14 protein-coding genes are annotated in these 13,666 nt (G+C 66.9%); 5 read left to right on the top strand and 9 right to left on the bottom strand.

From position 1 onward, the window contains the following. Window positions 1-28: 28 nt before the first annotated feature. The 4 genes from ABE093_RS05925 to ABE093_RS05910 form a co-directional block, all read right to left on the bottom strand. Window positions 29-370: a hypothetical protein gene (locus tag ABE093_RS05925; RefSeq protein ID WP_430759904.1), complete on the bottom strand. Its 342-nt coding sequence runs from the start codon at window positions 368-370 to the stop codon at window positions 29-31. Window positions 371-433: 63 nt separating this feature from the next. Beyond that, complete coding sequence (locus ABE093_RS05920) at window positions 434-1,378, bottom strand: DegV family protein (protein WP_430759903.1); 945 nt, start codon at window positions 1,376-1,378, stop codon at window positions 434-436. A 125-nt stretch (window positions 1,379-1,503) separates the two neighbouring features. Continuing rightward, window positions 1,504-2,772, bottom strand: a complete 1,269-nt coding sequence (locus tag ABE093_RS05915) for an amidohydrolase family protein (RefSeq protein ID WP_430759902.1) — start codon at window positions 2,770-2,772, stop codon at window positions 1,504-1,506. Next, entirely contained in the window at window positions 2,769-4,178 is a 1,410-nt protein-coding gene (locus tag ABE093_RS05910; protein WP_430759901.1) for an amidohydrolase, read from the bottom strand. Before ABE093_RS05910 ends, ABE093_RS05915 begins: the two co-directional genes overlap by 4 nt. A 109-nt stretch (window positions 4,179-4,287) precedes the next feature. On the opposite strand from ABE093_RS05910, the gene ABE093_RS05905 reads away from it, so the two are divergent. Both ABE093_RS05905 and ABE093_RS05900 read left to right on the top strand, forming a co-directional pair. Beyond that, window positions 4,288-5,064 (top strand): AMP nucleosidase, encoded by a 777-nt coding sequence (locus tag ABE093_RS05905; RefSeq protein WP_430759900.1) that lies wholly within the window; start codon window positions 4,288-4,290, stop codon window positions 5,062-5,064. Continuing rightward, window positions 5,061-5,597 (top strand): DUF924 family protein, encoded by a 537-nt coding sequence (locus tag ABE093_RS05900; protein WP_430759899.1) that lies wholly within the window; start codon window positions 5,061-5,063, stop codon window positions 5,595-5,597. Before ABE093_RS05905 ends, ABE093_RS05900 begins: the two co-directional genes overlap by 4 nt. On the opposite strand, the gene ABE093_RS05895 is transcribed toward ABE093_RS05900, so the two are convergent. Continuing rightward, a complete protein-coding gene (locus ABE093_RS05895; RefSeq protein WP_430759898.1) occupies window positions 5,594-6,829 on the bottom strand; it encodes an FAD-dependent oxidoreductase in 1,236 nt (411 codons plus the stop codon). The genes ABE093_RS05900 and ABE093_RS05895 overlap by 4 nt on opposite strands. Window position 6,830: 1 nt before the next feature. Then, on the bottom strand, window positions 6,831-7,754 hold the full coding sequence (grxD, locus tag ABE093_RS05890; protein ID WP_430760100.1) for a Grx4 family monothiol glutaredoxin: 924 nt from the start codon (window positions 7,752-7,754) through the stop codon (window positions 6,831-6,833). A 72-nt stretch (window positions 7,755-7,826) separates the two neighbouring features. On the opposite strand from grxD, the gene ABE093_RS05885 reads away from it, so the two are divergent. Further along, complete coding sequence (locus tag ABE093_RS05885) at window positions 7,827-8,633, top strand: polysaccharide deacetylase family protein (RefSeq protein WP_430759897.1); 807 nt, start codon at window positions 7,827-7,829, stop codon at window positions 8,631-8,633. Here ABE093_RS05885 and ABE093_RS05880 read toward each other — a convergent pair. Genes ABE093_RS05880 through ABE093_RS05870 form a run of 3 tightly spaced genes read right to left on the bottom strand, consistent with a single transcriptional unit; the run spans window position 8,611 to window position 11,131 of the window. After that, window positions 8,611-9,288, bottom strand: coding sequence for a methyltransferase domain-containing protein (locus tag ABE093_RS05880; RefSeq protein ID WP_430759896.1), 678 nt, complete (start codon window positions 9,286-9,288; stop codon window positions 8,611-8,613). The two genes, ABE093_RS05885 and ABE093_RS05880, sit on opposite strands and share 23 nt — an antisense overlap. Next, window positions 9,285-9,899 carry an SGNH/GDSL hydrolase family protein gene (locus ABE093_RS05875; RefSeq protein WP_430759895.1) on the bottom strand — a complete coding sequence of 205 codons (615 nt, stop codon included), beginning with the start codon at window positions 9,897-9,899 and terminating at the stop codon, window positions 9,285-9,287. Before ABE093_RS05875 ends, ABE093_RS05880 begins: the two co-directional genes overlap by 4 nt. 11 nt (window positions 9,900-9,910) lie before the next feature. Next, complete coding sequence (locus ABE093_RS05870) at window positions 9,911-11,131, bottom strand: pyridoxal phosphate-dependent aminotransferase (RefSeq protein WP_430759894.1); 1,221 nt, start codon at window positions 11,129-11,131, stop codon at window positions 9,911-9,913. Between the two features lie 126 nt (window positions 11,132-11,257). On the opposite strand from ABE093_RS05870, the gene rsgA reads away from it, so the two are divergent. Together rsgA and ABE093_RS05860 are read left to right on the top strand one after the other, a co-directional pair. After that, complete coding sequence (gene rsgA / locus ABE093_RS05865; RefSeq protein WP_430759893.1) at window positions 11,258-12,352, top strand: ribosome small subunit-dependent GTPase A; 1,095 nt, start codon at window positions 11,258-11,260, stop codon at window positions 12,350-12,352. After that, window positions 12,339-13,607 carry a flavohemoglobin expression-modulating QEGLA motif protein gene (locus ABE093_RS05860; protein ID WP_430759892.1) on the top strand — a complete coding sequence of 423 codons (1,269 nt, stop codon included), beginning with the start codon at window positions 12,339-12,341 and terminating at the stop codon, window positions 13,605-13,607. Before rsgA ends, ABE093_RS05860 begins: the two co-directional genes overlap by 14 nt. The last annotated feature ends 59 nt before the right edge of the window (window positions 13,608-13,666 follow it).

Genomic DNA, 13,666 nt, shown 5'->3' with positions numbered 1-13,666 from the left:
GCTTGCGGTGGTGATGGCGAGGCCGTGCTCAGGCCGCGGTGACGTCGCGCAGCTGCCAGTGCGATCCGGCCAGCAGCGCCATGCGGTGCTTGACGATGTCGCCCTTCAGCGACGTGGTCGCGACCAGGTCGATGTGGAGGTCGCGCTGTTCACCGGTGACGATGGCATCGGGATCGGTCGCGCCGAGCATGGGATCGACGTTGTCGGGATCGTCCTGCTTGTCGAGCCATTTGCGGAACAGTGCAGTGGTGCGCAATGCGTCCTGCAGTTCCTGCGCGAAGCCGGCGGCGCCGTGGGAATGGAAGCCGAAGCCGTTCTTGCCGCGGGCGAGTTCGGGGTCGGGCAGGGTCAGGTAGAAACGAGTAGCCATCGGGGTCCTTCGCGGCGAATGCGCGGACAAGGATACCGCCGGGTTGTTCGCCCGTCGTGAGGCTCAGGACAGCGCCGGCTTGCGATCGCTGGCGAAGCCGAGCGAAACCGCGCCGGGACCGAGGTTGATGATGCCGGTCAGGCTCATCAGCGATTCCAGCAACTCCACGCCATTGTTGCGGCAGGCCAGCATCAGGTTGTCGTAGCCGGGGAAGGCGTGCAGCTTTTCCAGCGGCCCGCCATAGCTCAGGGTGAGATAGGGCGCGGCCAGTCCGCGATCCACTTCGTTCGCGGTTTCGGTGAACAGCTTCTCGATCGCCGGCTCGAAACCGCGGACTTTGGCCACCGGCTTGGTCACGCCCTGGTTGCAATGCAGGATCGGCTTGATGTCGAGGGCGCTGCCGAGCATGGCGCTGACCAGGCCGACGCTGCGATCGCCCTTGGCGCGGGCGCGGCTGCGCAGGTAGTAGAGATCGGGTGCGATGGCGTAGGCGTGGGTCGAACGCGCGATCTGCTCCATCTTGGCGCGGATCATCGGCGCGTTGTCGCTGGAAGCGTTCATCGCCACGCCGGCGGCAACCGGCACGCCCTGGCCGGCGAACAGGCTGCCGGTATCGAGCACGCGCAACGAGAACGGCGAATTCTTGCCCGCCGCTTCGCGCACCGGTCGGTATTCGTTGAGGATGCTGAAACTCGCCTGCGTCGCGTGCTCGTAGATCGGGCTGCGTTCGCGGGTGACGGTGAGGCAGAACACATAGTCGTAATCGACGACGAGGCGCTTGAGGAACAAGTCGTGGATCTGGTCGACGGTGAGCGGGCGGGTTTCGGCGGCGCTAGCCTCGGCGGCGATCTGGCTGTCGAGGAAGTTCAGCGTCACCTCGTCGTTGCGCTGGTCGGTGGTGATGTGTTCGCCGATGCGAACCGTAATCGGCATCACCATGACGTCGCCGGACGAGAAATAGCGATCGGGAAGATCGCAGGTGGCATCGACGAGAAAACCGGTTCGCATGTCCCGTCCTCCTTGGGGGATGGCGGCGATGGCCGCCAGGCAGGGAGGTCACCTTATCACCGCGCTGCGACCGCCAACTGGCGGTCGCGTCACAGTTTTTGGCTGAAATCCCCGGAGATTTCCCCTCAGTGCGAGTACGCCGGCGGCAAGGTCGAGCCGTCGCGGCGGAGGTAGCGATCGCGCAGTTCGGTCTGGCGCGACACCATCGGGATGGCGCGGCCATCCAGCCACAACTGGCTGGCTGTGTTGGCGACGTCGAGCGGATCGCCGGTCCACAGCACGAGGTCGGCGCGCTGGCCGACGGCAATGCTGCCCATGTCCTTGTCGAGACCGAACGCCTGCGCCGGCACGCGGGTCAGCCCGGCCAGGGCATCGTCCCAGCGCATGCCGTTGGCGACGGCATTGCCGGCGAGCTGTCGCAGCTTGCGCGCGTAATGCGAGGCATCGCCGCTCAGGTAGAAGCCGACGTCGACGCCGGCGGCGCGCAGCTTCGCGGCGTTCTCCATCGTCGCGCCGATCTGGTCGAAGTCGGCAGGGAGGTCGACCAGCGCATCGACGAATACCGGTACTTTTGCCGCGGCGATTTCGTTCGCGACCTTCCAGCCTTCGCTGGCGCCAACCAGCGCGATGCGCACGTTGCGTTGTTTCGCCCAGCGCAACAGGCGACGGATGTCGGATGCGCGCTGGATGGTGACGGCGACGCGACCACCGCCGCCGAAATACTTCGCCATCGTGGCCCGGCCCGCCGGCGTCAGCAGGGCGAACTTTGAATCGGCGGCAATGCGTCCGCGCGCTTCGTCGATCAATTGGTCGAGGATCATCCATTGGCCGGCGCGCGATCCCCCCGTGAGGTTGGCCGAATCGCCGCCGAGCGTCAGGAAGAGGACGCGACCACCGACCGGATCGAGGCTGCCGTCGAGCCGGAACGCGCCGCCCTGGCCGCCGATCAGCGAGCCGCCATTGGTCGGGTTCGCTGCGACCATCGTCCAGCCGAAACCTTCGACGCGCGCCACCGGGATCAGGACCGATTCCGGGTTGTAGGCGCTGGTGACGTCGAACTCGGGACGCACCGCCATGTCCTTGCCGCTGGCCAATGATTCGGTGCTGTCGACGGTGGCTTGTTCGCCGCTCACTTCCTCGACGCCGATGTCGTTGATACCGGCGAACAGTGCCGGCGTCAGCGGCTTGCCGGCGGCGTCGACCACTTGTGCGTCGCCTGCCTTCAAGCCGTGGCCGACGGCGGCGATGCGACCGTGGCGCACCAGCACGTCGGCGTTCTGCAAGGTGCCCTGCGTGGTTGCGGTATGGACCGTGGCATTGCGGATCAGCACATCCTGCGCAGGGGCCGTGCCCGCGAACGCAAAAAGCACCGCGGTGAGGACGAAGCGGTTCATCGTGCACCTCCCCGGCTCTTGTCAAGCATGATCACGTCCTGGCCGAGCATGAAGTCGGACTTCGGTTGTCGCCTGGGGTCGCGACGATCGTAGAGGCGTGCGCCGTCGATGTAGACCTGCTCGGCCTGCGCATAGCTGCTGAAGGGGTTGCCGTTCCACAGCACGACGTCGGCCATCTTGCCGGGTTCGAGCGTGCCGGTCATGCCGTCGATGCCCATCGCTTTCGCGGGATTCGCGGTGATCCAGCGGATCGCGTGCTCGGGCGCGATGTCGATGCCGATGCGCCTGCCGTTCGCCATCGCCTTCGCCGCTTCCTGGTTGAGTCGCTGGATGCCTTCCTCGGAATCGCTGTGAACGATGGCGCAGCCGTTCTTGGCGCGATCGACCATCACGATGTCTTCCTGGATGCCGTCGAAGCTTTCCATCTTGAAGCCCCACCAGTCGGCCCACAGCGCGCCGCAGATGCCTTCGGCCGCGAGGCGGTCGGCGATCTTGTAGGCTTCGACGCCGTGGTGGAAGGCGCTGATCTTGAAGCCGAACTCCTTGGCGAGATCGATCATGGTCGCCATCTCGTCGGCGCGATAGCAGTGGATGTGGACGCGGATGTCGCCATTGATCGCGCCCGCCAGCGTGTCTTCCTTGAGATCGCGCTTGCCGGTATCGCCACCCTTGCGTTTCTTCATGTATTCGGCGGCTTCGGCGAACGCCGCGCGATAACCGGCGACGTTGCCCATGCGCGTCGACGGGCCGCCTTTCTGCCCGTACACGCGTTTCGGATTCTCGCCGCAGGCCATCTTCAGTCCCCAGGGCGCGCCGGGGAATTTCATGCCCTGGTAGGTCGTCGACGGCACGTTCTTGAGGGTGACGCCGCGACCGCCGATCAGGTTGGCCGAACCCGGCAGGATCTGCAGCGAGGTGATGCCGCCGGCCAGCGCGGTGAGGAAGCCCGGGTCCTGCGGCCAGATCGAATGTTCCGCCCACACCTGCGCGGTGACGGGTGACGTCGCTTCGTTGCCGTCGCTGTTCGCCGACACGCCTGGGCTTGCATACACGCCGAGGTGCGAATGGATGTCGATGATGCCGGGGGTGATCCACTTGCCGCTGCCATCGACGCGGATCGCATCGGCGGGCACTGCAATGTCGGTGCCGACGGCGACGATCTTGCCGTCCTGCATCAGCACGCCGGCGCCATCGAGGCGACGACCGGTGCCGTCGAGCACGGTGGCATTGGTGATCACCACCGGTGGCGAGGCGATCCGCTGGTAAGTGCTGGGATAGGGATCCGCGACGAAGGAATACGGCTTCGCCGGGGAGGTCGTGGCGGCAGTCGTCGATTTCGTCGGCTGGCTGGCGCAGGCGGCCAGCAGGGTCGCCGCCGCAGCGGTGATCAGGAGTCGGGCGTGCATGTGAACTCTCCCCGGGGAAGCTTGAACCGTAGCGCGCACCCGCGCGCGCGGCGCATGACGAAAGTCATGGCGGCATGTGAAAATCCACGAAACCATCGGGAGTGCCCGGATGAAGAGCAAAGAGGAAATCGTCGGCAACTGGTTGCCGCGCTATACCGGCGTCGCGCTGGATGGTTTCGGCGAACACATCCTGCTGACCAATTTTGGCGGCTATCTCGACCATTTCGCCGAGATGATCGGCGCGGAGGTCGTCGGTCGGGACCGGCCCATGCCCAGCGCCACCGCCGACGGCATCACCATGATCAACTTCGGCATGGGCAGTCCGAACGCCGCGACGGTGATGGATCTCCTGTCCGCCATCGAACCGAAGGCGGTACTGTTCCTTGGCAAATGCGGCGGGTTGAAACGCAAGAACCAGATCGGTGACCTGGTGCTGCCCATCGCGGCGATCCGTGGCGAGGGCACCAGCGACGACTATCTGCCACCGCAGGTGCCGGCGCTGCCCGCGTTTGCATTGCAGCGCGCGGTCTCCACCACCATTCGCGATCTCGAGCTGGACTACTGGACGGGCACCGTCTACACCACCAACCGGCGCGTGTGGGAACACGACGACGAGTTCAAGGAAAAGTTGCGGGCGATGCGCTGCATGGCGATCGACATGGAAACCGCGACGGTGTTTGCCGCCGGGTTTGCCAATCGCATTCCCTGTGGCGCGCTGCTGCTGGTGTCCGACCAGCCCATGATCCCGGAAGGGGTGAAGACCGAGGCATCCGATGCCAAGGTGTCGGCGAATTTCGTCGCCAATCACATCCAGGTCGGGATCGAGGCATTGCGCCTGATCCGCCGTCACGGCAAATCAGTGCGGCATCTGCGGTTCGACGAATGAACTCGCCGACCCATGTACTGGATTTCTGGAGCCGCGCCGGCTACGGCAAGTGGTTCGGCGGCGGCGCGGAATTCGATGAAGCCTGTCGCGCGACGCTGGGCGATGCCCATTTCGCCGCGGCACGACGTGAGCTCGATGGGTGGATGGACGCACCCGATTCGGCGCTGGCGCTGATCCTGCTGCTCGACCAGATTCCGCGCAACATCTTCCGCGGCAGCGGCCATGCCTTCGCCACCGATGGACTGGCGCGCCTGCATGCATCCGCCGCGGTGGATGCCGGATTCGATGCGCGTGTCGATCCGATGTTGCGGTTCTTCTTCTACCTGCCGTTCGAGCATTCGGAAGACATGGCCGACCAGCAACGCTCGGTCGAGCGGGTCGCCGCGCTCGGAAACAAGGATCTGCTCGGCTACGCCACCGCCCATCGCGACGTGATCGCGCGCTTCGGGCGTTTTCCCCATCGCAATGCCGCGCTGGGTCGCATCAGCACGCCGGAAGAGCAGGCGTGGCTGGATGCCGGCGGCGGCTTCTAGGCGCGCGGCCCGAACTGCACGCGTTCGCGGCGGATGCCGTAGCCGAACAGGCGCGCGGGAATGTGGCGGAAGGCGAGGAAGCGGCTGGCGAAGCGCAACACGCCGGGTGTCGGCAACAGGCCACCGGGCGTGGCGTCGAGCAGCGATGCGATCACCCGCACCTGCACGATGCGTTGGATCGCCTGGATCACCCGTGTCGGCCACAGGCGACGCTGTTGCACGCGCGCGAGCCGTGCATCGTCGATCGCGCCGGCGCCTGCCAGCATCGGGCCGAGCAGGTTCGCGGTGGCGACGGCGTCCTGGATGGCGAGATTGATGCCGACGCCGCCGATCGGCGACATCGCGTGGGCGGCGTCGCCGATGAACAGCAGGCCGGGAATGTTCCAGCGTTGCAGGCGATCGATCCGCACTTCCAGCGTCTTGACGTCGTTCCAGTCCTGCAAGGCCTCCATGCGAGCGGGCTCGAACGGCAACAGCGGCGCGACGAGATCGCGGAACGTCTGCAGCGGACGGGCGCGCAGTACGGCATCGCTGCCCTTGCCGATCACGTAGGCGCATTGCCAGTAGTCGTTGCGGTCGAGCATCACCAGCAGGCGCCCGCGCGCGGGAACGCCCTGGGTCTGGTCGGGATCGCTGGCCTGTCGCGGCAGGCGGAACCACAGCACGTCCATCGGCGAACCGAAGGTTTCGACCGCGAGCCCGGCGGCATCGCGCAAGGTCGAGCCGCGGCCATCGCAGGCGATCACCAGGTCGGCTGCGATTTCCAGTTCGCCATCGGGATCGCGTGCGCGCACGCCGCTGACGCGGCCGCTGTCGTCCCGCATCAGGCCGGTCGCTTCGCAACGCATGCGCAACGAGAAATTCGGATAGGCCCGCGCCGCATCGGCCAACAGGTCGAGGAAGTCCCATTGCGGCGCCAGCGCCATGTAGTCGAACGGCTGCAATCCACGGAAATCGCCCAGCGCTAGCGTGCCTTCGGCGAAGCGGCCGGCGATGGTCTGTTCGCGCCGGTGCGGAATGCGCAGGAAGGCATCGAGCAGCCCGATCTGGCGCAGGATGTCGAGCGTCGACGGATGCACGGTATCGCCGCGGAAGTCGCGGAGGAAATCGGCATGCTTCTCCAGCACGACGACATCGACGCCGCCGCGCGCCAGCAACAGGCCGAGCATCATCCCCGCCGGGCCGCCGCCGGCGATGCAGCACCGCACCTTCATCCGGCGCGGCGCGTTCATGTCAGTAGCGCGCGATCGCCGGGTCGACGTCGGCCCAGGCGTCGATGCCGCCGGTGACGTTGTAGACCTCGCGGAAACCGAGGCCGCGGAAATGTTCCGCCGCCTGTGCGCTGCGTCCGCCGTGGTGGCAGAGGAAGGCGATCGCGCTGTCCTTCGGCAGTGCCGAAAGCGCATCGATGCCGTCGTCGAGCGTGCGGAATGCGACGGGCGCGCTAGCGATCGCGCGTTCGTCCGCGGGGCGCACGTCGACCAGGATCAAGCCGCCGTTGCGCACGCGATCGCCGGCTTCCGCGGGCGTGATCGTGCGTACGGCAGGTGCGGCCAGCGGATGCTCGACCACCAGGCCGCGACCGCGCTGGTCGTCGACGAAATCGATGCGCAGGCCATCGGCGCGGCGCGCGGACGCGCCATCGAACTGGAAGCGCACGCCCTCGACTTCGGTGGCAATGCTGGCGGGATCGGCCGGTGTCAGTTGCAGCTGCGCGCGATGCTGCTTGTCGACCATGACGACGACCGCGAGTCCGGCGCCGGCATTGGCGATCGCGCCACGCAGCATCTCGAGCGCGGCCGTGCTCACTTCGATCGATGGCGGCGTGCGATCCGGCTCCGGCAGGCCGAGCAGGCGCTGCAATTCGCCGCTGCCGGCCATCTGCACGATGATGTCGCTGCCGCCCAAGAGTTCGCCGCCGACGTACAGCTGGGGAATGGTCGGCCAGTCGCCGTAGAGCTTGATGCCTTCGCGGATCCCGGGATCGGACAGCACGTCGACATGCGCGTATTCGGCGCCCATGTCGTCCAGCGTGCCCACGGCCTTCGCCGAGAACCCGCATTGCGGCGCCTGCGGATTGCCTTTCATGAACAGCACCACGCGATTGGAATCGAGCAGCGTCTGGATGCGGGCGCGGGTGGCGGGATCGAGCGACATGGTGGGGTATTCCGGGAAACGACGCGCCATTGTAATGAAGGGGCGTCTTGGCCCGCGTGCGATCATCCCCGCATGCAGGATCTTCATTCACGGTTGGTGCCGCGCCATCCATACCGCTGGTGGGCGTGGCTGGTCGTGTCCCAGTTGCTGGTCGCGTGGCTGTGGTGGCGCTTCGGCTGGCGGGTTGGCCTGCCATGCATGGTCGCCAGCCATGTGCCGTTCTGGTGGGGCGTGCTGATGCCCCGCTCGCAGCTCTATTCGCCTTGCCTGGCGCGCCTGCCGACGCAGGAGCGCGTGGTCTGGCTGACGATCGATGACGGCCCGTCGACCGAAACGATGGCGATGCTCGATCTGCTCGATGTGCATGCCGCCAAGGCGACCTTCTTCGTCGTCGGCGACCGCGCCGCCGCGCACCCGGAACTGATCCGTGAAATCGTGCGGCGCGGACACGGGATCGGCAACCACAGCGCCAGCCATCCCGCCGCGATGTTCTGGGCGCTGGGAGCGGCGCGGATGCGGGCGGAAATCACCCGTTGCCAGGACATCCTGCGTTCGATCACCGGCACTGCGCCGATCTGGTTCCGCGCGGTGGTCGGCATGGCCAATCCGTTCGTGGCCGCGCCGTTGCGCGATCTCGATCTCGCGCGCGTCGCCTGGAGTGCGCGTGGCTACGACGGTGTTGCCGGTGACGTGGCGGGCGTCGTCGCCCGCGTCGAGCGCGATCTCGAGCCGGGCGCGATCGTGTTGCTGCACGAAGGCGCGACGCACGGCCACAACATCGACATCCTGCGTGGGGTGCTGGCGAAACTCGATGCCGCGGGATTGCGCGCGGTACTGCCGGAGCAGGTCGCCGGGATCAGTCCGGACGGCGCGCGCTGACCAGCCAGTTGTTGTACACGTTGCGGCCGAGGTGCGATTGCCACGCCACCTCGAGTCCGGCGGATTCCAGCATTTCGGTCAACACTTCGCGGCGCGGATAGCGTTGCGGCGCGCTGCGCATCCAGCCGATGCGATGGCCGATGCGATCGACGGCATCGGTGATGCGGCTGCGCGTGCTGCTGTCTTCCAGTCCGGTGCGGATCACCAGTCGCGCACCCGGCGCCAGGCAGGCGATGGCGCCGGACACCACGTTCGACTGCAACGGTTCCGGCAGGTATTGCAGCATGTCGAGGATCGATACCGACCCGCGGTGCGCCGGCACGCCCAGCGACAGGTCCGCGGTGTCGAACGCGACGTCGTGCAGGCGTCGATGCGCGGCTGCAGCGCGGGCGCGGGCGATCTTGGCCGCGTCGAAATCGACGCCCTTGTAGGGTTGCGTCGCGCCGGCGCCACGCAAGACGTGGGCGAGCAGGCCGATGCCGCAGCCGAGATCGAGCAGCGGATGCGGATCGTCGCGCAACAACGGCAACACGCCGGGATAGAGCGGGTCGTGCGCGAGTTTCCAGCGCGCGTAATGGGAATGCCAGCGGTCGAGCGGGCGTTCCGGCGTCAGGAATGCGCGGGAGATGGCGACGGAATCGATGCTCGCACTCATTCGGCGCGCAGACACTCGCGCGCGGCTGGCAGCGCCAGCCCGGTCCAGAGTCCGTACATCGCCGCGGAGGGATGCAATGCGTCTTCGCTCAACATGGCTTCTTCTCTACCATGCCTGCGGGAAACCGGTGTTATGTCGACGTAACGAACCCCGCGCGCATCGCAGATTGCGTGTGCGACGGCATTGAAGGCATCGATCCCGGCGGCGATCGCCTGCGGATCGCGACCCGCGCCCGTCGCGAATGGCGTCACGCCCCAGTCCGGGATCGACAGCACCAGCACGCGCGAAGCGCGGCCGCCGGCACAGGCGATGGCGCGATCGAGCAATGGGCGGAATTCATCGCGGTAGTCGTCGAGGCCGAGGCCGCGATACTGGTTGTTGACGCCGATCAGCAGGGTGACGAATCCCCAGTCGTTGCCCAGCGGTTCGGCGGCATCGATCGCCGTCGCGAGTTCGCCGGTGGTCCAGCCGGTGGTGGCGATGATGCGGGGATCGCCGATCGCGAACCCTTCGCGCCGCAACGCTTCGGCCAGTTGCACCGGCCAGCGCCCGTGCTCCGCAACGCCCTCGCCGATGGTGTAACTGTCGCCGAGCGCGAGAAATTGCTTCATTGGAGCCGGATTCACGCCGCCAGTGCCGCGCGCCGCGACAGCACGCGATCGATGCGGCCGAACACCTCGCGCAACACGTCCGGCTGCGGCAGCAGGGTGACGCGGAAATGGTTGCGATAGGGCACGTTGAAACTCGAGCCCGGCACGATCAGCACGTCCTCGGTTTCCAGCAGCTCCAGCGCGAAGGCGTGGTCGTCGAAGGCGTGCGCGGCCGGACCGACGACGGCCGGGAATCCGTAGAGCGCGCCCTGCGGCGCGACCAGTTGCAGGTGCGGACTGGCGGCGCAACTCTCGACCAATGCGCGGCGGGTTTCGTAGAGACGGCCACCCGGGCTGCACAGCGGCGAGATGGTGTTCTGGCCGTTCAACGCGGCGTCGATCGCGAACTGGCCCGGCACGTTGGCGCACAGGCGCAGCGCGCCGAGCAGGTCCATCGCGGCGTGGTAATCGCGCATCTTCTCGCGGTTGCCCGACAGCACCGCCCAGCCGACGCGCCAGCCGCAGGCGCGATGCACTTTCGACAGACCACCGAAGGACACGCAAGGCACGTCCCCGGCCAGCGGCGCCAGCGGCTGGAAGGTCGCGCCGTCGTAGAGGATGTGGTCGTAGATCTCGTCGGCCATCAGCAGCAGGCCGTGGCGTTCGGCGATCGCGACGATGCGCGCGATCAGTTCCGGCGGATAGTTGGCGCCGGTCGGGTTGTTGGGGTTGATCAGCACGATCGCGCGGGTGCGCGACGACACCAGTTGCTCGATCTCGTCGGGATCGGGCAGGAAGCCGTTTTCCGGCAGGCACTGGTAATAGACCGGACGACCGTCGTTGAGGATGGTCGCGGCGCTCCACAGCGGATAGTCGGGCGAGGGCAGCAGCACTTCGTCGCCGGGATTGAGCAGCGCGCGCAAGGAGATGTCGATCAGTTCGCTGACGCCGTTGCCGATGAAGACGCGATCGGCGCCGGCGCCCGGCGTGCCGCGGGCGACATGGTGCGCGGCGATGGCTTCGCGCGCTTCCGGCAGGCCCTGCTGGTGGGTATAGGGATCAGTCTGGGCGATGCGGCCGGCGATGGCCTGCTGCAGGTGTTCCGGGGCGCGGAAGCCGAAGGCACCGGGGTTGCCGATGTTGAGCTTGATCAGGCTGCGACCCTGGGATTCCAGGTCACGGGCGCGGCGGGCCAGTTCGCCGCGGATTTCATAGCGCACTTCCGAGAGGCGCTGGCGGGTGGAAAGCGACATCTACACACACGATTGGGGGCACGAATCCCAGCAGATTAACGGAAATTGCCCGGATTCGGGCGCCGCGCACATGCATGAGACGCGCTCGCCTTAGAATCCCGCCATGACCTCGTTCCGCTGCCACGCTTGAACTCCGAAACCGGCCCGGCCGTAATCAAGCGCGTCGCAGTCGGCTGGCCGTTGCAGCCGGGCCCGGAGTGGCTGGACCTGCTGGCGCGTCACCCCGAAGCGCGACCGGCGCGCGTGGTGGAGCAGCATCGCAGCGGTTATCGCCTGGTCGATGGCCCGGACGTCGCGCCGTTTGCCGCGGAATCGCCGCCGGAATGGCAGCGCAACCTGAAAGACCCCCAGCAGCGCGCCGGCGTGGGCGATTGGGTCCTGGTCGCGGGCGGGCAGATCATCGCCTTGCTGCCGCGCCGGACCGCGTTGAAGCGCGGCGCCGCCGGCGAGCATTACAAGCAGCAGTTGATCGCCGCCAATATCGATACCGCCTTCGTCGTCACCGGGCTCGACGCCGATTTCAATCCGCGCCGGATCGAACGCTACCTGCTGCTGGTGCAGGGCGGCGGCGTCGAAGCCGTGGTGGTGCTGACCAAGGCCGACAAGGGCGGCGATGTCGAGGCCGCGCTCGCGGCGTTGCAGCCGATTCGCGACGAGGGCGTGGCCGTGCATGCGGTGAACGCCAAGGATGCGGAATCGGTCGCCGCGCTGTCGCCGTGGCTGCAACCGGGACACACGGTAGTGCTGGTGGGATCGAGCGGCGCCGGCAAATCGACCATCACCAATACCCTGCTCGGCAACGAGCGGATGAAGACCGGCGAAGTGCGCGCCAGCGATTCGCGCGGACGCCACACCACGACGCATCGCGCCTTGTTGCCACTACCGACGGGCGCCTGCCTGATCGATACCCCGGGCATGCGCGAACTCAAGCCGACCGGCGAGGAAAAGCCGGATCGCTCCGTCTTCGCCGACATCGACGCGCTCGCCGAGCAATGCCGCTTCCGCGACTGCAAGCACGAGCGCGAGCCCGGATGCGCGGTGCGCGCGGCGATCGAAGCGGGCACGCTCGATCCCGATCGCGTCGCCAACTGGCGCAAACTGATGGACGAAGTCGAGGCGGCGGCGGAAACGCTGGAAAGCCGCCAGTCGAAAAAGTCCGAGGAAAAGCGCACGACCCGCGCCCTCAACAAATGGCTGGACAAGAAACGTGGCGGACACTGAGTTGACGCCGGAACAGCAACGCTACGCCGCGCTCGATGCGCGACTGGTGCAGGCGGCGAAAGGCCTGCGCCTGCTCAACATGGTGAGTTGGCCGGCAAGCCTGCAACAGCCGTACCTGGAAGCCTGGGCGGCGGGACGCAAGATCAATCCCGAGATCGCCTATCCGCAGCACGATTTCAGCGAAGTCCGCCGTGAACTTGAGGCGATCGCCAATGAATCCGAACCCGGCCATCCGATCGGCGATTACCTGATCGAAAGCGCCCACAGCTGGTCGCTGGCGGCGGAATTGCTCGAGAACCTCGGCACCGCACGCGTCAGCGAGATATCGCAGCAGCTGTTCGGTCGTCCCGACGAAAAACTGCCCGGCGACGGTCCGAGCACGTTGGAAGCCGCGCAGCACTTCATCGGAATCGCCAGCGAGCTCGATCGCGAACTGCTGGCGCCGGCGGAAACGGTGCCGATCTCCGCCACCGCGCTGGCATTGCAGTTGCAGAACGATCTCGACGATTTCTTCGACGGTCGCGTCATCAGTGTCGAACTCGATTCGCAATTGATCGCCAAGGCCGCTGCCGCGGCGACCCGCATCCGCCTGCGCACCAGCGCGACCTTCAGTGACTACGACCGTGCGCAACTGCTGCAGCACGAAGCCTTCGTCCACTCGCTGACCGCGCTCAATGGCCGCGTGCAACCGGTGCTGAAGAGTCTCGAACTGTCCTCGCCGCGCGTCACCGCGACCCAGGAAGGACTGGCCACCTTCGCCGAACAGATCACCGGCAGTACCGACATCGAACGCATGAAGCGCGTCAGCCTGCGCATCGAAGCGGTGGCGATGGCGCTGGGCGGCGCCGATTTCGTCCAGGTCTTCCAGTACTTCATCGATGCCGGGCAGGACCTGCAGGAAAGCTTTGCCTCGGCGCAGCGGGTGTTCCGCGGCGTGCCGACCACCGGCGGCATGGCCTTCACCAAGGACACCGTCTATCTGCGTGGACTGGTCGCGGTGCATACCTTCTTCCGCTGGTCGTTGCGCCAGGACCGCCTGCAGCTGTGCCGCCTGCTGTTCGCCGGCAAGATGACCCTGCAGGATGTCCAGCGCTTCCAACCGCTGTTCGCCGACGGCACTCTGGTGCCGCCGCGCTGGCTGCCGCGCTGGGTGGCGCGTGCCAATGGCCTGGCGGGGATGCTGGCGTTCTCGCTGTTCGCCAACCGCATCCACCTCGACCAGATCTCCGATCGCTTCGATCTCGCGGATTTCTAGGATCCGGTCTCGTCCATGCGTCGGCGTCTGGCCCGCCCGCGCTAGAATGGCAAGGACAT

It is taken from the genome of Solilutibacter silvestris, from assembly GCF_050574925.1.
Taxonomy (GTDB): Bacteria; Pseudomonadota; Gammaproteobacteria; order Xanthomonadales; family Xanthomonadaceae; genus Solilutibacter; species Solilutibacter silvestris_A.
The sequence above is the reverse complement of the archived record's forward strand: the minus strand, read 5'-3'. Positions and strand labels throughout refer to the sequence as shown.